The sequence below is a fragment of the Paenibacillus xylanilyticus genome (assembly GCF_013359935.1).
Taxonomy (GTDB): Bacteria; Bacillota; Bacilli; order Paenibacillales; family Paenibacillaceae; genus Paenibacillus; species Paenibacillus xylanilyticus.
Genome location: NZ_JABMCB010000202.1, coordinates 95,821 through 114,813 on the forward strand (window position 1 = coordinate 95,821; position 18,993 = coordinate 114,813).

Sequence of the window (18,993 nt, forward strand, 5' to 3'; positions counted from 1 at the left end):
CAGCCGCCTCCTTGCAAATATTGAACGTTAGAAAGGTCCCTTGTAATCGCCCATATCCGTTTTTTCTTGAAATTGATCTTTGAAAAGGTCGATATACAATTTATCGTTAGGCAAAATAGCCGCGAAAGCAATGTCCTGGACCGTGATATTTTGCTTTTTCAACTGTTCCGTTAGCCAATTTATATCCTTGTTTCGCTCCTTCAAATTCTGCTTGATCAAGACACCATCAATGATCAGTTCGGTCATCAGCTTACTTTTGGGTGGGTGCATATGCATGTCTTTGGCAGTAACAGGTTGATTCTCAGGTTTTAGTACAACGGAGAGACTGCCATTCGGTTCAAGGATTGCGTAATCCAATGTCGTAATGTCAAACACATCTTTTTGCCGCAGCATCATGGTTAACTCGTCAAACTTCACACGCATTTTATGGAGATTCTGTTCCAGGATTTTGCCGTTCTGAATCACTAAAGTGGGATCGGAGTCCATCAGTTTGGAGATGGTTCGATTTTTTAAGGTAATGAATTGAAAAATGATCGTTATTATGGTGAAAATGGTCAAAGCCACGAAATGAATCCATGCTTTAGAGGATAAGTCGGTCGCAAAAGTACCTGCAATGGAGCCGATGGTAATGCCGTTAATGTAATCAAAATACGTCAGGTTGCCCATCTGCTGTTTGCCAAGCACTCTTGTATAGATGATCAGGGTCAAAAAAGCGATAATGGAGCGTACAGCAACAACCCATGTTTCTTCCATCATGTATGTATCACCTTCCTTCGCTTGGCAAACGGGTGCATGTCATCTGTTCTTTCAAAACGACTAGGCCGCCAAGCATTTTTTTGGACTAATACAAGCTTTTCCTTGGCTGGATGATCTTATTCTGAATACGCAAAAACCCGAAACCGGGTTTGCACTACTGGTTTCGGGTCTACATGCGATACATCAGCCAAATTTGGCTAGTGTAGCTTATCGTTTATATTCAAAAGTTTAAGAGAGCATTCATACGCCAGCGTATGCCATAAATCCACCATCGACAGGGATGACGGTGCCTGTGACGAATGCAGACTGTTTCTCATCTGCCAGCCACATTAACGTACCGAGCAGGTCTTCCGGTTTGCCAAATCGGCGCATTGGCGTATGCGCAATGATTTTGCTGGAGCGTTCCGTAGGAGAGCCATCCGGATGAAGCAGCAGGTTGCGGTTTTGCTCTGTCAGGAAAAATCCTGGTGCGATGGCATTTACTCGAATACCCGATTCGGCAAGATGCACGGCAAGCCACTGCGTAAAATTGTTGATTGCCGCTTTGGCTGCACTGTACGCTGGAACTTTGGTCATGGGGGACGGTGCACTCATGGACGAAATATTAATGACAGTAGCGGGAACATCACGCTCAATCATTTGCCTTGCAAAGATCTGGGTAGGAATAAGAGATCCCACAAAATTGAGATCCATCACCTGACGGAACCCATCCACACTGACGTCAAAAAAAGTAGTAACCTCAGGCTGTTCGAGATCCTCCATTCTGAAAATTTCATTGGTGGTATTGGCACTGGCATGATTACCGCCTGCACCATTGATCAGAATATCGCAGGGACCCAGCTGTTCCAGTACAGTCGCCGCAGCGGCCTTCACACTATCCGATTGGGTTACATCACAAGCAACGGCAATGGCTATTCCACCAGAAGCTTCAATTGCTGCAGCAACTTCTTCGCCTTTAGATACAGTACGATTGAGAATGGCGACACGGGCCCCGTGTCGTGCAAGTTCTTCAGCCATGGAACGGCACAACACACCGGCACCACCTGTAATTACAGCCGTTTTGCCTTTCAGACGGGAAGATGGTTCAGATAAATAGTTGCTCATGCTTTTGCCCTCCTTTGCAGAGAATCCCAGACGCCCCAGAGATACATAATGCCCAGAGCGCGATCGTAGAGACCGTAACCCGGTCTGCACTGTTCACCCCAGAGATGACGTCCGTGGTCCGGCCTTGCATATCCTTCAAAACCGATGTCGTGATAAGCCTCAACCACACCTGCAATATCCACATTACCATCCTGGCTGCGGTGTGAGGTTTCAATAAAGTCGCCATTTTCATACACTTTGACATTGCGAATATGAGCAAACGGAATCCGGTCCCGGAACTCATGAATCATGCCGATAATATCGTTCGCCGGGTTCGCTCCAAGAGAGCCGCTGCATAAAGTTACACAGTTGGAAGGGCTGTCATAAAGGTTTAGATATTTGCGAAGATTATCCTGGCTGATAATAATTTTCGGTAATCCAAAGATAGGCCATGGCGGATCATCCGGGTGGATAGCCATTCGAATGCCGAGCCTCTCCGCCGTAGGAATAATCTCCTGCAGGAAATACCGGGCATTATCCCACATATCTTCCTCTGTCACATTTTTATAGGCTTCAAAGAGACCTGTTAGGTACTGCAGCCGTTCAGGTTCCCAGCCAGGCATGGTTAATGCGGAATTTTCAGTAATACGCCGAACGAGCTCAAGCGGTTCAATATCCGCAAGTTTGCTGCTCTCATAGAAGAGGGCTGTGGAGCCGTCTTCCATTTCCTTATGAAGATCCGTACGCAGCCAGTCGAAGATGGGCATGAAATTGTAACAGATGACTTTTACCCCAACCTGAGCGAGCTTTTCCATCGTTTTTTTGTAATTGGCGATGTATTGGTCCCGTGTAGGCAGACCCAGCTTAATATCTTCATGAATATTGACACTTTCCACCACATCCAGATGCAATCCTGCCTGATCCGCAGCTACTTTGACAGCCAAAATTTTCTCCATCGGCCATTCATCACCTGCTGGTACATCATGCAGCGCCCATACGATGCCTTCCACACCCGGAATCTGCCGGATATGATCAAGCGTCACCGTATCATTGCCTTCGCCAAACCAGCGAAAAACCATTTTCATCACGTTCACCTCATCAAGTGTAGTTAGAAGGAGCAGGACTTGTCATTGTTGAAAATAAGAAGGGTATGTATCCCGCAGGATGGCCAAATCCGTGACAGTCAGATGAAGATGCTCCTGCATAATTCGCTCTGCCGTCTTGGCATCATGCTGCCGAATGGCCTCCACCATGGACCGGTGCTGATGGATCAAGTGGTCCCACTGGTGATCTGATGACAAACGAAGCATGCGGCTCCGATTAAGGTGCACGTTCATTTGCTGGATCACGGTCCATGTCTTGCTTTTGTTACAACCTGCAAAAAGGGTGCTATGAAATTCCTCGTCCAGTTGGAACATTCGTTCATCATCCGGTTTGAGCAAACATGCCTGCTGCTGAGCAAGGTTTTGCTCCAAAGCCTGCATCTCCCGATCTGGAAACTGCAAGCATGCAAGCCGAATCACGGCTCGTTCAAGCTGTTCGCGCATGAAGCGTGCTTCCTCTACGAGATCTACCTGAATCAGGGAAACATATGTACCTCGCTGGGGATACACTTCAAGCAGACCTTCTTGAGCAAGCCTTACAAAACTCTCCCGTACAGGGGTCCGGCTAACCTGGAACTCGAGCGATATCTCCTTTTCGGAGATGGCCGTTCCCGGAGGCAACTTGAGACTTAGAATCAATTGCTTCAACGTGGCATAGACCACATCCCGTGTCGAGGAGGACTGCTTACTCTTGGACGACAGACCATTTATGGAAGATGACAAACCGGCTTTGGATGAGAACTTTGGGGGATATTCCACAACTTCAACTCCTTTATTGCCATACTACCATACAAGTATGGTAGTATGGAAGCGCTTTTATGTCATTTTAGACGAAAGTGTAGAATTATTGAGATTTGTTCACGATGAGGGTACAATAATCATATGCGTTTAAATGTTTAAACCAACTGACAGTTAGGAAAGAGCCAGTAATATAATAATGAACTGATCGAGGTGAAACCATGGGACAAGAAGCGTTAACCATTTTCCAGTCCTGCATTCCTTTGTTCCAGGTGCTTAGTGATAACCACCGCCAAGGAATCTTACTCACACTGACCGAGCGAGGCCAGATGACCGTTAATGAAATCACCGAACAATCCAGCCTGTCCAGGCCCGCGATTTCCCACCATCTCAAATTGCTGCTTGAAAAAGGGCTAATCTCGGTAGAACAAAAAGGCACTCAGCGTTATTATTCCGCTTCCTTGAAGCCGTCTGTCGAGCGCTTGAAAGAACTAGTTGCAGCGCTCGAAAAAGAGTGTCTGTAGCCAGTAATTACACTCGTTCATGTAAACAGGCACACAGCCGCGTCAATATGTTCGTTCGTTTAAACCTTTCATCAATAATATGTAGAGGAGAGTTGAAATATGAGTACCTTGCGTGAACTAGACAGTCATGAGGTAAAGCTCATTTTGGAGCAGCAGCATCAGTTCTTCCACTCGGGAGCCACGCGTTCGGCAGAAACCCGGACTGCACGTTTAACTAATCTGAAACAGGCTATTCAGAAGTATGAGTCGAGGCTAACTGAAGCACTGTATCAGGATTTGGGTAAAAGTGAGTTTGAATCATATACGACCGAAATCGGGTTTATGATGGACAGCATTACACACACCATACGAAAAGTGAAGAAATGGGTTAAACCCGTCAAAGTAAAAACCCGCATGGCCCTAATTGGCTCCAAAAGCTACATTATTCCCGAGCCATATGGCTCGGTATTGATCATCGGTCCGTTTAACTATCCGTTTCAGCTTCTGATTGAACCGTTGATAGGTGCCATTGCCGCGGGAAATACCGCAGTGTTAAAAGCATCAGAAAACACGCCAGCCGTCTCAGCAGTTGTTCGCGAAATGATCGCCTCGGTTTTCGAACCAGCCTACGTACATGTGGTGGAAGGAGCGAAGGATACAACAACAGCTCTTATTAACGCGCCATTTGACTATATCTTTTTTACTGGTAGTGTGCCGGTAGGCAAAATTGTCATGGAGGCAGCAGCCAAAAATCTCGTTCCCGTCACGTTGGAGCTTGGTGGCAAAAGTCCGGTCATCGTGGACGAGAGGGCGGACATTAAAGTGGCTGCCCAGCGCATCATATGGGGCAAGCTGCTTAATACAGGGCAAACCTGTATCGCACCAGACTATCTGCTTGTGCATGAACAGGTGAAGGAACAGCTGATCTCTGAGATGAAAGAAGTGGTAAAATCGTTCTTCGGTACAGACATTCAGCACAATCCGGATTACGGACGAATCGTCAACCAAGTTCATTTTAAACGATTAACGAACCTGATCGAACGGGATCAGAACAAAGTAATCTATGGCGGCCGTTCCGATGAAGTGGATCGTTTCATTGAACCCACATTCATTGATGCCGAGTCATGGGAAGCCGCCAGCATGGAGGATGAGATCTTCGGACCGATTCTGCCGATCATCAGTTATGGCCACATTAATGAAGCGATAGCCGGAATTTTGAAACGTCCCAAGCCGCTGGCTCTTTACCTGTTTACATCAGATGAACAAATTCAGGAGAAAGTGCTGAGTGAAGTATCTTTTGGAGGCGGCTGTATTAATGATACCATTACCCATGTCGCCAATCCGTTATTACCGTTCGGCGGCGTAGGGCACTCGGGAATCGGTTCTTATCACGGACGCTATAGCCTCGAAACCTTCTCTCACATGAAAAGTGTGCTTAAAAAAAGCACGAAACTGAATTTGTCCATTTTGTACCCGCCTTATGAAGGCAAGCTGAAGACGATTAAACGTCTGTTAAAATAAGATTCGCGCATATATCCAATAAGCGGCTTTCAATCTCCATGATATGGATCGAAATGTTTACATTCATCTATACGATTGCACGCTCCTCTGCTTCGCGATACTGACAATCAGACTCACTGCACGGCAGGTTGTTCCTGTCTGTACCGTGAAGGAGACATGCCTGACCAACGCTTGAATTGGCGGCTAAAATGGGCAATATCCCTGTACCCGAGCATGGCTGCGATACTTTGAACCGACAGTTTCGGATTTCCAAGCAGAACCTTCGCTTCATGCAGAACCATCTCGGATAGCACTACACGCGGAGACTGACCGAATACCTGTTTGAACACACGATTACAATGCGAGGAGCTGATTCCCAGCTCGGCTGCAATGTCGTCAATCCCATAGTGGGTGTCCGATTCATGGCCTTGTTTAAATTGCTGGCTGACCAGCCCTTGCAGACGATTGCGAATCTGGTGGGCAAGTTCAATTCGTTCGTATCCTTCGGTGAACAGGTGTGCAGCCTCGTGGGAGACAGCCTCCCACAGGTGGCCGAACAATTCAAATACGGCGGACTGCAGCTGCATGCGCTGTACCATCGTATTTGAAGCTGTATTTTCATTTGCAGAATTCATTAATTTCTGCAGTACTGGCTCAATTTTTAACGTAACCGGGCTGTCTGAATGAAAGAGAACCTGCTTGATTCGGGCAAGTAAAGAGAGGAATAATTGATCATCGATATCAAAGTGCATGCAGAAATAGGTAAATCCCTGGCCGTTCTGGCTTTGGCTGGAATGAATGCTTCCCGGAGGAATCAGGAGCAGCTCGCCAGCCTTTTGTGCATACAATTGCCCGTTAACCGTCATGTGCTGCACACCCTCTGTCACATAGTTCAGTTCGTATTGGGGGTGTTCATGCGCCGGGTAATTCCAGTCCGATCCAACACTCCGCAGATGAATGGCGAACAGATTGACGGTGGTTTGCACATCCGGGTAGAACACTTCATGCACACTTTCACCAAGAGCGGGAGGCAAGTACGTAGAAGTCATTGGAAACCTCCTTTATAATAGTATGAATCGAAATGACAGGCTGGATCTAACGGATCGTTTGCCAACATTTGAAAATGTAATCGCTTTAATTTATTATAATACAACAGCTTGATTTGGGTAAATATCCGATTGATTTGTCCATGGTCTAGAGCAGAATGCCCGTGGTAGGATGAGGCTATGAAAACGCATGCAAACCATTTTGAGAGGGGTCATCGTTCATGAGCACATCCAAATCGATTTTTTATAACGCCCATCATTCACCGATTGGGGCTTTTGCAAGTTTTACACTTGGATATAAGGGTGCCAAAGGTGGTCTCGGCTTAGAGCTGGGAAAACCTGCAGACCAAAATATATATATCGGATTACAATCCCGTGATGGCGGACATTATGAGGCACTGCCGTTCTTCGAAGCGACCGAGGATGAGAGTGTACGTTACGATGTCGAAAAACTGGAAAATCCGGATAACGCTTCAGGAGATGAGGCAGGATCAGCGTCACAATCAGCAGCTTCAACCCGAGCTCAACGTCCCTTGATCTCAACTTTTCGGGATGATGAAATTACGCGTGAATTCAAGTCCGGAACCGATACGTGGACAGCAGGAGATCTTACCTTCCGGATTTATTCGCCTGTACGTCCCGTACCCGAACCGAAGAGTGGTGATCTCGAAGAATTAAAAGACGCTTTGGTGCCAGCGGTGCTCGTGGAGATGACAATTGATAATACGCAAGGGAAGCAGGCACGCAAAGCATATTTTGGCTATCAGGGTAATGACCCGTACTCTGCGATGCGCATGATTGGTGGACCTGAAGGTGGAAAGCTTACAGGAGTTGGACAAGGCAGGCTGACAGCGATTATGTCTGCTGATGACGGTCTGTGGCCAGCTCTCGGGTTCACATTGGATAAAATTTTACAGGAAAAACACGTGGAGAATTTGGCCTTTGGCCTGGGTGGTACGGCTGCACTGTTGATGGAGGTTCCAGCCGGAGAGAAGCGTACATATCGGTTTGCGGTATGTTTTTATCGCGGTGGAATTGTCACTTCGGGTTTGGACACAACGTATTGGTACACCCGCTATTTCGCGGATATTCAAGAGGCAGGGCAGTATGCGCTGGATCGTTTCGATGCACTGACCTCTTCTTGTGTGGAGGCAGAACAGCGTCTGGGAACGGCTGCCTTGTCGGATGATCAGGCATTCATGCTCGCTCATTCCATCCATAGTTACTATGCAAGTACACAACTGCTGGATGCGGATGGCGAACCGTTCTGGATCGTCAATGAAGGGGAATACCGGATGATGAATACCCTTGATCTGACAGCAGATCAGCTGTACTTCGAACTCGCTTTGAACCCTTGGACGGTTCGTAACGAGCTCGAGTGGTTTGTTAAACGTTACAGTTATACCGATCAGGTTCGATTCCCTGGGGAAGAGAAGGAGTATCCAGGCGGATTGACCTTTACCCATGATATTGGTGTAGCCAATGTATTCTCTCGTCCGGGACATTCAGCTTATGAACTCGTGGGGATTGACGATTGTTTCTCTCAGATGAGCCATGAGGAGCTTGTAAACTGGCTGTGCTGTGCAACGGTGTACATCGAACAGACCAAGGATCAGGTATTTGTGAAGGAAATGCTTCCTGTGATTCGGGATTGCTTCGATAGCATGTTGAACCGGGATCATCCGGATGAGGATCAGCGCAATGGACTGATGGGACTGGATAGCAGCCGAACCAACGGCGGAGCAGAAATAACAACTTATGACAGCCTTGATGTATCGCTTGGACAATCGCGGAACAATATTTATCTGGCGGGCAAATGCTGGGCAGTATATGTGGCTTTGGAAAAACTCTTTGCCGCTGAGAAGCTCCCGGATCTATCCCTTCAGGCAGGCCGTCAGGCTGACCGCTGTGCAGCGAGTGTTGCAGCCCAATTAACGGAAGGTGGCTACATCCCAGCCGTCATTGCGGAAAATAACGATTCACGTATAATTCCGGCAATTGAAGGTCTGGTATTCCCTTACTTTACAGGTTGTGAAGGTGCTCTCGATGTTAACGGCCGGTTCGGTCCTTACCTGCAAGCACTCCAAACTCACCTCAAAACCGTCCTAGTACCAGGTACTTGTCTGTTTGAGGATGGGGGATGGAAGCTCTCCTCGACAAGCAATAACTCATGGTTAAGCAAAATATATCTGTCCCAGTTTATCACCAGAGAATTACTGGGCATGGAGTGGGATGAATCAGGTCAGGCATCCGATGCGGCGCATGTGAACTGGCTGCTGCATCCGGAAGAGTCGTACTGGTGCTGGAGTGACCAGATCCTGTCCGGTGTTGCCGTGGGCAGCAAATACTATCCGCGCGGAGTCACATCCATTCTGTGGCTGCTTGAAGGCAAGGGCAATCGTTTGGAACAGATCTATGCTAGCAAGGAGGCGGTACAATGAGTCGTTCAGTCATTCAAAAAAGCTTGGCCGGCCCCCAGTATGATGCCTGGCTGGGATATCTCTCAGGTGATTATAGTCGTCAAGGGGCTAGCATTAAGGCTGCCCCAGCCTGGGCGGAACGAATATATGCGATTGAGAATCACAAAGTTATCTCTACCGCTCTGGGAGAACTAACTCAGGGACTGGAGAAACTGTTTGGTGTGAAAGCGAAGACTGTAACAGCTGCCAACCAAGCGGATGAACAGGCTTTGAATGCTCCAGGTGTATGGATTGGCACATGGTCAGAGAATCCATTCGTTGCACAAGCCTTTAGTGAAAGTGAGCGTGCTGCGGTTCAAGGCGAAGGGTATGTCATTCGAGAAGACGAGGAACAAGGCAGGCTTTGGGTTGGTGCAGAGACACCTCAAGGTGCGTTGTATGCTACATTCCATCTGCTTAGGGAGCTGGTTCTGGACCAAGGCCGTTCAAGTGAAACAGATCCATCTGCGAAAAAATGGAGCTATATTACCGAGCAGCCCCGCAATGCACTGCGAATGATCAACCAGTGGGATAACGTTGACGGCAGCATTGAACGTGGATATGCCGGCGAATCCATTTTCTATGAAAATGGAGAATTCACACGTGATATCGGACGCATTCGCGATTATGCACGGCTGCTTGCCTCCACCGGTATCAATGCCATATCGATCAACAATGTCAACGTGCATCAGCGTGAAACGCTGTTTCTGACGGAACGCTTTTTGAGTGATGTTGCCCGGGTGGCATCCGAATTCAGAGACTATGGCATTCGACTGTTCCTCAGTGCCAATTATGCTAGCCCGATGGAGATTGGCGGATTGCTTACGGCAGACCCACTGGATGAACAGGTACGCGAATGGTGGAATATCCAGACCGCCAAGGTATATGCCGCTATCCCAGATTTTGGGGGTTACCTGATCAAAGCAGATTCTGAAAACCGCCCAGGTCCTTTCACGTATAATCGGGACCACGCCGATGGAGCGAACATGCTCGCTGAAGCGCTTCGTCCATTTGGAGGGCTGGTTATCTGGCGCTGCTTCGTCTATAACTGCAAGCAGGATTGGCGTGATCGTTCCACGGACCGTGCGCGAGCTGCATATGACCACTTTAAGCCGCTGGATGGACGATTTGCAGATAACGTCATTTTGCAGATCAAGAATGGTCCGATGGATTTTCAGGTTCGGGAGGCTGTTTCTCCACTGTTTGGAGCGATGGAGAAGACGAATCAGGTCCTTGAATTTCAGATTACTCAGGAGTATACGGGCCAGCAGCGGCACTTGTGTTATCTGATTCCACAGTGGAAAGTAGTTTTGGATTTTGATACGTATGCCAAAGGTCAAGGATCGGAAGTTAAACGTATTGCAGATGGATCGCTGTATAACCGGCCTCACAGTGGTTTTGCAGCCGTATCCAATATTGGTGCAGATGCCTGCTGGACCGGACACCCGCTTGCCCAAGCCAATCTGTACGGATATGGCAGACTTGCCTGGAATCCGGAGCTGTCTTCTGAGGAGATCGCCGATGAATGGGTCAGACTTACATTTGGTCACGATGAAGAGGTGGTTGGGCAGATCTCCGGCATGCTTTTAAACTCTTTGGACATTTATGAGAATTATACGGCACCACTCGGAGTAGGCTGGATGGTTAATCCGGATCACCATTACGGTCCCAATGTGGATGGATATGAATATTCCAAATGGGGAACGTATCATTTTGCCGATTGTCACGGTATTGGTGTAGATCGAACCGTGAAAAGCGGTACAGGCTATGCTTTGCAGTATCACCGGGAGAACGCTGAACGATATGAATCTGTAGAAACGTGCCCCGATGAGCTGTTATTATTTTTCCACCATGTTCCTTACACGCATGTGCTGCATTCAGGCAAGACGGTCATTCAACATATCTATGATACACACTTCTTAGGTGCTGAGCAGGCAGAAGTTCTGGCAGAAACATGGAGAAAGCTTGAGGGCAAAGTAGATCCTGAAATATTTGAAAAGGTCGCTTCGCGTCAGGAAGACCAGGCCGAACATGCGAAAGAATGGCGGGACATGATCAATACGTATTTCTATCGCAAGAGCGGCATTGAGGACGAACAGGGGCGAACCATCTATTAATAGAGCCGGGAAGCACACATACCGTGTATTCTTGAATTATAAGGGACATTATCGGCAACCAGAAGGAGGCGGAAACGTATGGGACAGCATCAATTACCAGAGACTATGAAAGCAGCTGTAATGACTGAACCGGGACGAATCATCATCGAAGAACAGGTTGTACCACAGCCTGCAGAGGACGAAGTTCTTATTCAGGTCATGGCAGTGGGCGTCTGCGGGTCGGATGTACATTATTTTGAACATGGAAGAATCGGCAGATTTGTAGTAGAGGAGCCGATCATTCTCGGGCATAAATGCGCAGGTATCGTTGCCGCTGTAGGCTCTACCGTAACGCGGTTGAAGGTTGGGGATCGGGTCGCTATTGAACCAGGCGTCACTTGCGGACGCTGTCCGGCTTGTAAGGAAGGACGATATAACCTGTGTCCTGATGTACAATTTCTTGCAACGCCTCCGGTGGATGGTGCATTTGTTCAGTACATGACCATTCGAGAAGATATGGTTTTTCCGATCCCGGATCATCTGTCCTTTGAGGAAGCAGCCATGAACGAGCCATTTTCAGTGGGCATTCATGCAGCACGTCGCAGTAAGCTGGCTCCTGGAACAACACTTGCAATTATGGGCATGGGACCAGTCGGACTGATGGCAGTGGCTGCTGCAAAATCTTATGGTGTCGACAAGATCATTGTTACGGACTTGGAAGAGGTCAGGTTGGAAGCCGCTCGCCGGATGGGAGCCACGCATACCGTTAATGTGCGAAACGAAGATGCTATCGCAGTCATCCGTGAGTTAACGAGCGGGGTTGGCGTTGATACAGCGTGGGAAACTGCAGGGAACCCCAAGGCACTCCAATCTGCATTATATTCATTAAGGCGGGGAGGCAAACTGGCCATCGTAGGCTTGCCGGCACAGGACGAAATTGCACTGAATGTCCCTTTTATCGCGGACAATGAGGTTGATATTTACGGTATTTTCCGATATGCCAACACGTATCCGGCAGGTATTGAGTTTCTAAGCTCTGGTCAGCATGATGTGATGTCCTTGATCACTGACCGCTACACTTTGGATGAAACTCAACAAGCGATGGAACGGGCACTTCACAACAAGAGCGGCAGTCTGAAAGTGATGGTATATCCAAACGGCATGTGAGTCGGTGCGAAGGAAGTCCCGATTTTGGGGGCTTCTTTTTTTGTTTTTTTTCGCCAATAAAGGATGATACAAGCTTCCATAACGTGGTATAATTCATGGAGATTTTAATATATAAAATATTACAAACCACTCAAGTTGGTAAGCTACTTAGCGAAAGGAACTGAAGATTGTGAGAACACATGAATTTACGATTCACTCTGATTTTCACCGGGATGATTTGATGTCTGTATCTTCTCAAGCGTCACGTTTTGCCTCGGATATTTCATTGTCGTTTGTGGGGTCTGATCATGAGCATCGTGTAGATGTCAAAAGCCTGCTTGGTATGGCGCTTCTTCCGATCCGTCACGGCAGTGTAGTCAGATTGCAGACAAGAGGAAGAGATGAATTGGAGGCTCTGGAGTACATGCTGAATGTACTGGAGAAAGGTATAACGTAAAGTTAAATCATGTGTGGATTGTGGCGTATTATAAATTAATTTTATCGTTTCTTCAAATCCTGCTGGTACTTTGTCCAAAAAAAGAGTATAATAAAATTTAGTTCTATTCAAAGAAGTACCCATTTAAAGGAGTGTAAATAGATTATGCCAAAAGCTGATATCCATCCAAAGACACAAACCGTAATTTTTTACGATGCAAGTGCTGATTACAAATTCCTGAGCTCTTCGACTAAATTCTCGAACGAGACTATGGAATGGGAAGACGGTAACTCTTACCCAGTAATCCGTGTGGACACTAGTTCCGCATCCCACCCGTTCTTCACTGGTAAACAAAGAAACGTGGACATCGGTGGTCGTGTTGACAAGTTCAACCGTAAATACAACCTTAAAAACTAGTCTGTCCATAGATGACAAGAAAAACCTCGGGAATTTGTTCTCGGGGTTTTTCTGTGTTTCAAGAATGGGAATATGACTGCATATGAACGATCCAATTCTAAACCATTTTATTAAGGATTGCGCTTACATATCAATCAGAGGTAAACTAGGAAATAGAGTGAAATCATATTGGAGGAGGAAATAGAGATGAGTAGTATTACACATATGGTGACGTTTACACTTTACGATGGCAAGGATACACCGGGGGCTGAAGCTTTTTTGAAGGAAAGTGCGAATACGCTTGCAGTAATTCCGGGTGTGGAGAATTTTCAGGTACTGCGCCAGGTAAGCTCCAAAAATGAGTTTGACTACAGTTTCTCAATGGTTTTCGCCAATCAGGCGGCTTATGATGCTTATAATGATCACCCGGTTCACCGCAAATATGTGGAAGAACGTTGGGAAAAGGAAGTTAGCCGTTTTCAGGAAATTGATCTGATTCAGCATGAGGATCTGGCATAAAAGATAGCCTTATGGCAAGCAAATGGAATAATCGAAATCGTTTTAGTCATGAAGAATTTTATATATTGGTAGATCTTGAACCAAGGAAGGTGCTGTCTACATGCAATTGGATCTCACAGGCAAGACCGCGCTGGTGACTGGCTCCACTGGACAACTCGGGAGAGTGATCGCCCGCACGCTGGCCGACTGTGGTGCAAATATCGCGCTGCATTACATAAACAATGAAACGAAAGCACTTGAACTTCAACGGGAGATTGAAGCGGGCGGGAAGCTAGCAGTTATCGTTCAAGGAGATATCACGAGACAGGAAACTGCTATTCAGATGCGTGATCGGATTCAGTCCAGTCTCGGCGGAGTTGACATTGTGGTTGCCAATGCAGTCATTCAGTATGAATGGAAAACTGTGTTGGAACAATCTCCTGAGGACTACATCAGTCAATTTGAATCCTGCGTAATGCAGAGTGTGTACCTGGCCAAAGCCTTCATTCCTTATATGAAAGAAGCCAAAGGCGGTCGATTTATCGGCATCAACACGGAATGCGCCATGCAGAACTTCGCGACACAATCAGCTTATACTGCCGGCAAACGTGGGATGGACGGGTTGTATCGGGTACTGGCCAAGGAAGTCGGTGAATATCAGATTACCGTGAATCAGGTCGCCCCAGGCTGGACAATAAGCGAGCGTGACCGCAATAGTGAACCTGGACATGATGCAGCTTACACTCAATCGGTTCCACTGAAGCGTCGGGGTGAAGACCAGGAGATCGCCAATGCAGTTGCATTTTTGGCCTCGGATCTGTCCTCTTTTATCACAGGTGCCTACATTCCGGTAAGCGGCGGTAACGTTATGCCTGCCATTTAAATCAACCAAAATGAATTGGTCTAAATATTGAAATTATGGATAAACAAATAGAATGCTCAAACCACTCCTACATTGCTCCGTGTACACGGAAGGTAGGGGTGGTTTTTCTGTCTATATATCCATAAATACATATGAAATTGATTCGATTTTCAAAAGAACGGGGTATAAGAATAGGTATATTAACGGGGTGGAAGGATAACTCAAAATAAGCGATTAAAGGAGATCTGGCATGAAAAAAACAATCGCAGACGTACTTGTCGAGGCATTATTAAATGCAGGGATCAATCGAATATACGGTATCGTGGGAGACTCCCTGAATGCAGTGCTGGATTCTATCCGGCGGTCCGGCAAAATTGAATGGATTCATGTTCGCCATGAAGAAGTGGCTGCATTTGCCGCTGGAGCTGATGCCGAGGTAAGTGGAAGTATCGCTGTCTGCGCAGGCAGCAGTGGGCCAGGAAATATGCATTTAATTAACGGCTTGTATGACTGCCACCGAAACCGGGTGCCGGTACTGGCCATTGCTGCTCATATTCCAAGCGATGAGATTGGCAGTGATTACTTCCAATCCACTCATCCGGAATATCTTTTTCAGGAATGCAGTCATTATTGCGAGGTCATTACTACGTCCAAACAAATGCCTCGTTCCGTTACCATGGCGATGCAAACTGCGGTGGCGCGTTCCGGGGTATCGGTCATCGTCTTACCAGGAGATGTAGCTGGTCTTGAAGCAGCCGATCTGCCTGTACCTGAACATGTCTTTCACGTGACCAAGCCAGTGGTGCATCCTTCAGAACCGGAACTGCGGAAATTGGCAGATTATCTGAATCAGGATAAAAAAATTACGTTGCTGTGCGGGGCAGGATGCGCAGGTGCACGGGAACCTCTTATGCAGCTGTGTGATCGACTGAAATCTCCGATGGTCATGGCTCTTCGGGGCAAGGAACATTTGGAGTATGATAATCCGTATTCCGTAGGACTGACTGGATTGATTGGATATTCATCCGGTTATCACGCCATGATGGACTGTGATGTGTTATTGATGCTGGGAACGGATTTTCCCTATCGTCAATTTTACCCGGAGAAAGCGATTGTGCTACAAGTGGATATCCAGTCCTCTCATCTGGGGCGGCGCACGAAGGTGGATTATGGATTATGCGGGGATATCAAAGCGACCATTGAGGCTGTGCTGCCTTTATTGACGGACGAGCACAATGACAAGCATCTTAGAAAAAGTGTGGACCGTTACATGAAAGTACGCAAGGAACTCGATGAACTTGCCATAGGAAAACCGGGGAAGAAGCCTATTCACCCGCAGTACTTAACCAAAGTCATTAGTGATTCAGCAGGTGAAAATGCGATTTTCACATGTGATGTGGGAACACCGACGGTATGGGCGGCAAGGTATCTGGAGATGAGTCCCAATCGAAGACTGCTCGGTTCATTTAATCATGGTACCATGGCAAATGCACTTCCACAGGCGATTGGAGCTCAAGTAGCCAATCCGGGAAGACAAGTCATCTCATTGTCCGGTGACGGTGGCCTTGCGATGTTAATGGGGGATCTGTTGACATTGAAACAGCATAACCTTCCAGTGAAAGTTGTCGTGTTCAACAACGGAGCACTGAGCTTTGTGGAACTGGAGATGAAAGCAGCAGGATTCCTCGAATCCGGCACGGAACTGGTGAATCCCAACTTTGCCATGGTTGCACAGGCGATGGGCATGGAAGGGATACGGGTTGAAGATCCTGCCGAACTGGAGGGAGCGGTAGAGCGTGCCCTTCAGCATGATGGTCCTGTCCTGATTGATGCGGTTGTGAATCGTCAGGAGCTGTCCTTGCCTCCGAAGATTAACATCAAACAGGCGGAAGGCTTCACCTTGTGGATGATGAAGGCGGTTCTCAACGGACGTGGCGATGAATTGATCGAACTTGCGAAAACCAATTTGCTTAGATAAAGATGTGTTTGTTTTTAAGCTTGAAATATACATCTCACATGAATGGAGAGCATGATGTTCATTGAATTATCAAAGCTCTCCTTCGCGAGATGGCAGGGATATGATCCATATCATGGTATGCACACATATGATTTGGTTTGTTTTTATATCGTAAGTCTATTAAAATAGGTAATGTCAGGCAGGATTTATGTCAGTTTTAACCTACATATGTCGCAAATTGTTGAATTACGCTTCATATCCATGAGCCGATCCGATGACAAGATGACTAACACAGATGGAGGAGATCAGAATGAGTCACACAGGAAAAGTAGCCATTATTACTGGAGCAGGAAGTGGATTGGGTCAAGCAGCTGCACTCAAGCTGGCTGAAAAGGGCGCATCCATTGTGGTTGTTGATCTCGTCGAAGAGACCGGTCAAGAAACAGTTAAACAGATTGAGAAGCTCGGAGCCAAAGCTATTTTTGTACAAGCAGATGTGAGCAAGGCCAGTGACGTTGAGAATTATGTGAAAAAAGCAGTTGAAGAGTTCGGACGAATTGATATGTTCTTCAACAATGCAGGGATCGCAGGACCTGGAGTCAAGCTCATTGAACATACGATTGAACAATTCGACAAAATTATCGATATCAACCTGAGAAGTGTATTTTATGGACTGAAATATGTGATTACCGAAATGCTCAAAACTGGTGGCGGTGCCATCCTGAACACAGCTTCGACCGCAGGTATTGTTGGTGTTCCGGCAGTTGCACCTTACGCAGCTACCAAGCACGGCGTGGTAGGCTTAACGCGCACCGCAGCCATTGAATATGGCAAAGACAATATTCGGGTAAATGCGATTGCGCCAGGAACGATCGAGACGCCAATGGTCATCCAATTCGGCAAGGACAATCCGGAAGTGTTCAAAGCGACCGTGGACAGCATTCCGTCCGGACGCCTGGGCAAACCGGAAGAAATCGCTAACCTGGTTGCCTTCCTGCTTGGAGATGAAGCTCCCTATATTAATGGTGCCGTGTACCCGATCGATGGCGCTGTAACAGCACAATAATAGTTGAATAAGTAAGAAAAAGAGAGGTCCTGTAAGTATACAGTCCCTCTCTTTTTGCTGTTGTCTACAAACTCAATTACACATCTTTTTTTTCATGCAGCGTTATTTGCGTCTATTTGTGAAGGTTTAAGTGAGGTAGGACGATAAGAAAGCATCATGATGATCAATGCAATAGCTACACCGACAGCACCAATCCAGGTAATGGATGACAACGAAACTGAGTTGACGGCGATTCCGCCAATTCCAGCACCGGCAGCCATTGCGAGCTGCATCACCGAACTGTTCAGACTCAGCATGATGCCTGATGATTCGGGTGCCATGGTAACCAGATTATATTGTTGAGTTGGGCCGGAAGACCACGCTGCAAATGACCAGAGAATGAGGATGGCGAAAATGGTCACAGAAGCGTGGGCCGTCAAGTTCAGCATCACCAAACTGACAATATGCAATGCCATACCGATGAAAAGAGTACGTTTCACCCCTATACGATCCGCGCTGTATCCCCCAACTTTGGAGCCGATCAAACTTGCAATGCCAAAGGCAAGCAGGGCGGAACTTAGTACACCTTCACTCATGCCTGCGACAGAGACCAGATAAGGTGAAATGTAAGTATATGCAATGGAGTAACCACCAAGCCAGAAAAACGTCACCAGCAGCGCCAATCCAATTCGAGGTTGCTTCAGCAGAGATAACTGTTTTTTCAGAGGGACAGGTGCTTCTCCTTCCGATGATGGAATGGATAATGCAATAACAATCATGGCAATCACACCGAGTACGGCAATGCCTGCAAAAACAAGTTTCCAGTCCCATGAGGTTGCTACGACTCTTCCCAAAGGTACACCAATGATCAGAGAGGCTGTGAATCCAGTGATGACCGTGGCGATAGCACTCGCTTGTTTGCCTTCAGCAGCAACTTTGGAAGCAACCGTCAATGCGGTTACTACAACAACTCCGGCCCCTAGAGCCATCAATACACGGGCGGCGACGAAAAGCTCATACCCTGGCAGGAGATAAGCGAGAACATTGGCTGCAACAAACAGACCAAGGAAGTAGAGCAATAGCTTGCGACGATCGAAGCGGGAAGTCAAGGCAATGATAATCGGTGTGCCAAGTGCATAAACAAGTGAAAATATGGTGATCAGCTGCCCGGCAGCGATTAACGAAATATGCATGGTATCAGCAATACGATCCAAAATACCCGCGATGACATATTCGGAGGTTCCCACAAGAAAGCTGACTAAGGCAAGTACATAGATTTTCCAAGTGTTGGACATGAGAAAATAACCTCTTTCCTATTTTAATTTTATATTATTAGAAATATAGAAATAAAGACGAGACAAACAGCTTC

17 protein-coding genes are annotated in these 18,993 nt (G+C 47.1%); 11 read left to right on the top strand and 6 right to left on the bottom strand.

Annotated elements, in window-relative coordinates:
• Positions 1–27 precede the first annotated feature (27 nt).
• The 4 genes from HP552_RS27285 to HP552_RS27300 all read right to left on the bottom strand — a co-directional run bounded on the left by HP552_RS27285 (position 28) and on the right by HP552_RS27300 (position 3,653).
• Positions 28–756 (bottom strand): DUF421 domain-containing protein, encoded by a 729-nt coding sequence (locus HP552_RS27285; RefSeq protein ID WP_175398525.1) that lies wholly within the window; start codon positions 754–756, stop codon positions 28–30.
• Positions 757–996: 240 nt separating this feature from the next.
• Positions 997–1,860 (bottom strand): SDR family oxidoreductase, encoded by an 864-nt coding sequence (locus HP552_RS27290; protein WP_175398526.1) that lies wholly within the window; start codon positions 1,858–1,860, stop codon positions 997–999.
• The gene (gene uxuA, locus HP552_RS27295; RefSeq protein WP_175398527.1) at positions 1,857–2,924 is read right to left on the bottom strand and encodes a mannonate dehydratase; all 1,068 of its coding nucleotides are present in this window, start codon (positions 2,922–2,924) and stop codon (positions 1,857–1,859) included. Before uxuA ends, HP552_RS27290 begins: the two co-directional genes overlap by 4 nt.
• A 42-nt stretch (positions 2,925–2,966) precedes the next feature.
• Positions 2,967–3,653, bottom strand: coding sequence for a GntR family transcriptional regulator (locus HP552_RS27300; protein ID WP_376768996.1), 687 nt, complete (start codon positions 3,651–3,653; stop codon positions 2,967–2,969).
• A 248-nt stretch (positions 3,654–3,901) separates the two neighbouring features.
• On the opposite strand from HP552_RS27300, the gene HP552_RS27305 reads away from it, so the two are divergent.
• Both HP552_RS27305 and HP552_RS27310 read left to right on the top strand, forming a co-directional pair.
• The gene (locus HP552_RS27305) at positions 3,902–4,204 is read left to right on the top strand and encodes an ArsR/SmtB family transcription factor (RefSeq protein WP_175398529.1); all 303 of its coding nucleotides are present in this window, start codon (positions 3,902–3,904) and stop codon (positions 4,202–4,204) included.
• A gap of 99 nt (positions 4,205–4,303) precedes the next feature.
• On the top strand, positions 4,304–5,704 hold the full coding sequence (locus HP552_RS27310) for an aldehyde dehydrogenase (RefSeq protein WP_175398530.1): 1,401 nt from the start codon (positions 4,304–4,306) through the stop codon (positions 5,702–5,704).
• Between the two features lie 113 nt (positions 5,705–5,817).
• Here the strand turns inward: HP552_RS27310 and HP552_RS27315 are convergent, their stop codons facing one another.
• Complete coding sequence (locus HP552_RS27315; protein ID WP_175398531.1) at positions 5,818–6,732, bottom strand: AraC family transcriptional regulator; 915 nt, start codon at positions 6,730–6,732, stop codon at positions 5,818–5,820.
• A 218-nt stretch (positions 6,733–6,950) separates the two neighbouring features.
• Between HP552_RS27315 and HP552_RS27320 the strand changes: the two genes are divergently transcribed.
• The 9 genes from HP552_RS27320 to HP552_RS27360 all read left to right on the top strand — a co-directional run bounded on the left by HP552_RS27320 (position 6,951) and on the right by HP552_RS27360 (position 17,645).
• On the top strand, positions 6,951–9,170 hold the full coding sequence (locus tag HP552_RS27320) for a glycoside hydrolase family 52 protein (protein ID WP_175398532.1): 2,220 nt from the start codon (positions 6,951–6,953) through the stop codon (positions 9,168–9,170).
• Positions 9,167–11,305 carry an alpha-glucuronidase family glycosyl hydrolase gene (locus tag HP552_RS27325; protein WP_175398533.1) on the top strand — a complete coding sequence of 713 codons (2,139 nt, stop codon included), beginning with the start codon at positions 9,167–9,169 and terminating at the stop codon, positions 11,303–11,305. Before HP552_RS27320 ends, HP552_RS27325 begins: the two co-directional genes overlap by 4 nt.
• 78 nt (positions 11,306–11,383) lie before the next feature.
• On the top strand, positions 11,384–12,451 hold the full coding sequence (gene gutB / locus HP552_RS27330) for a sorbitol/xylitol/iditol dehydrogenase GutB (RefSeq protein WP_175398534.1): 1,068 nt from the start codon (positions 11,384–11,386) through the stop codon (positions 12,449–12,451).
• A gap of 169 nt (positions 12,452–12,620) precedes the next feature.
• Positions 12,621–12,887: an HPr family phosphocarrier protein gene (locus tag HP552_RS27335; RefSeq protein ID WP_312884356.1), complete on the top strand. Its 267-nt coding sequence runs from the start codon at positions 12,621–12,623 to the stop codon at positions 12,885–12,887.
• 144 nt (positions 12,888–13,031) lie between these two features.
• On the top strand, positions 13,032–13,283 hold the full coding sequence (locus HP552_RS27340) for a type B 50S ribosomal protein L31 (protein ID WP_095287054.1): 252 nt from the start codon (positions 13,032–13,034) through the stop codon (positions 13,281–13,283).
• Positions 13,284–13,469: 186 nt separating this feature from the next.
• Positions 13,470–13,781 carry a Dabb family protein gene (locus HP552_RS27345; protein WP_175398535.1) on the top strand — a complete coding sequence of 104 codons (312 nt, stop codon included), beginning with the start codon at positions 13,470–13,472 and terminating at the stop codon, positions 13,779–13,781.
• A gap of 100 nt (positions 13,782–13,881) precedes the next feature.
• Complete coding sequence (locus HP552_RS27350) at positions 13,882–14,643, top strand: SDR family NAD(P)-dependent oxidoreductase (RefSeq protein ID WP_175398536.1); 762 nt, start codon at positions 13,882–13,884, stop codon at positions 14,641–14,643.
• Between the two features lie 229 nt (positions 14,644–14,872).
• Positions 14,873–16,600, top strand: a complete 1,728-nt coding sequence (poxB, locus tag HP552_RS27355; RefSeq protein WP_175398537.1) for a ubiquinone-dependent pyruvate dehydrogenase — start codon at positions 14,873–14,875, stop codon at positions 16,598–16,600.
• Between the two features lie 289 nt (positions 16,601–16,889).
• Positions 16,890–17,645, top strand: coding sequence for an SDR family NAD(P)-dependent oxidoreductase (locus HP552_RS27360; RefSeq protein WP_175398538.1), 756 nt, complete (start codon positions 16,890–16,892; stop codon positions 17,643–17,645).
• 92 nt (positions 17,646–17,737) lie between these two features.
• Here HP552_RS27360 and HP552_RS27365 read toward each other — a convergent pair whose 3' ends face one another.
• Positions 17,738–18,919: an MFS transporter gene (locus HP552_RS27365; protein ID WP_175398539.1), complete on the bottom strand. Its 1,182-nt coding sequence runs from the start codon at positions 18,917–18,919 to the stop codon at positions 17,738–17,740.
• Positions 18,920–18,993 lie beyond the last annotated feature (74 nt).

What these genes read in the sequence shown, in the direction of transcription:
- HP552_RS27325 (WP_175398533.1), top strand. Translation starts at nt 9,167, where the DNA reads ATGAGTCGTTCAGTCATTCAAAAAAGCTTGGCCGGCCCCCAGTATGAT.
- HP552_RS27320 (WP_175398532.1), top strand. Translation starts at nt 6,951, where the DNA reads ATGAGCACATCCAAATCGATTTTTTATAACGCCCATCATTCACCGATT.
- HP552_RS27305 (WP_175398529.1), top strand. Translation starts at nt 3,902, where the DNA reads ATGGGACAAGAAGCGTTAACCATTTTCCAGTCCTGCATTCCTTTGTTC.
- HP552_RS27360 (WP_175398538.1), top strand. Translation starts at nt 16,890, where the DNA reads ATGAGTCACACAGGAAAAGTAGCCATTATTACTGGAGCAGGAAGTGGA.
- HP552_RS27315 (WP_175398531.1), bottom strand. Translation starts at nt 6,732, where the DNA reads ATGACTTCTACGTACTTGCCTCCCGCTCTTGGTGAAAGTGTGCATGAA.
- uxuA (WP_175398527.1), bottom strand. Translation starts at nt 2,924, where the DNA reads ATGAAAATGGTTTTTCGCTGGTTTGGCGAAGGCAATGATACGGTGACG.
- HP552_RS27340 (WP_095287054.1), top strand. Translation starts at nt 13,032, where the DNA reads ATGCCAAAAGCTGATATCCATCCAAAGACACAAACCGTAATTTTTTAC.
- poxB (WP_175398537.1), top strand. Translation starts at nt 14,873, where the DNA reads ATGAAAAAAACAATCGCAGACGTACTTGTCGAGGCATTATTAAATGCA.
- HP552_RS27350 (WP_175398536.1), top strand. Translation starts at nt 13,882, where the DNA reads ATGCAATTGGATCTCACAGGCAAGACCGCGCTGGTGACTGGCTCCACT.
- HP552_RS27365 (WP_175398539.1), bottom strand. Translation starts at nt 18,919, where the DNA reads ATGTCCAACACTTGGAAAATCTATGTACTTGCCTTAGTCAGCTTTCTT.
- HP552_RS27290 (WP_175398526.1), bottom strand. Translation starts at nt 1,860, where the DNA reads ATGAGCAACTATTTATCTGAACCATCTTCCCGTCTGAAAGGCAAAACG.
- HP552_RS27345 (WP_175398535.1), top strand. Translation starts at nt 13,470, where the DNA reads ATGAGTAGTATTACACATATGGTGACGTTTACACTTTACGATGGCAAG.
- gutB (WP_175398534.1), top strand. Translation starts at nt 11,384, where the DNA reads ATGGGACAGCATCAATTACCAGAGACTATGAAAGCAGCTGTAATGACT.
- HP552_RS27285 (WP_175398525.1), bottom strand. Translation starts at nt 756, where the DNA reads ATGATGGAAGAAACATGGGTTGTTGCTGTACGCTCCATTATCGCTTTT.
- HP552_RS27310 (WP_175398530.1), top strand. Translation starts at nt 4,304, where the DNA reads ATGAGTACCTTGCGTGAACTAGACAGTCATGAGGTAAAGCTCATTTTG.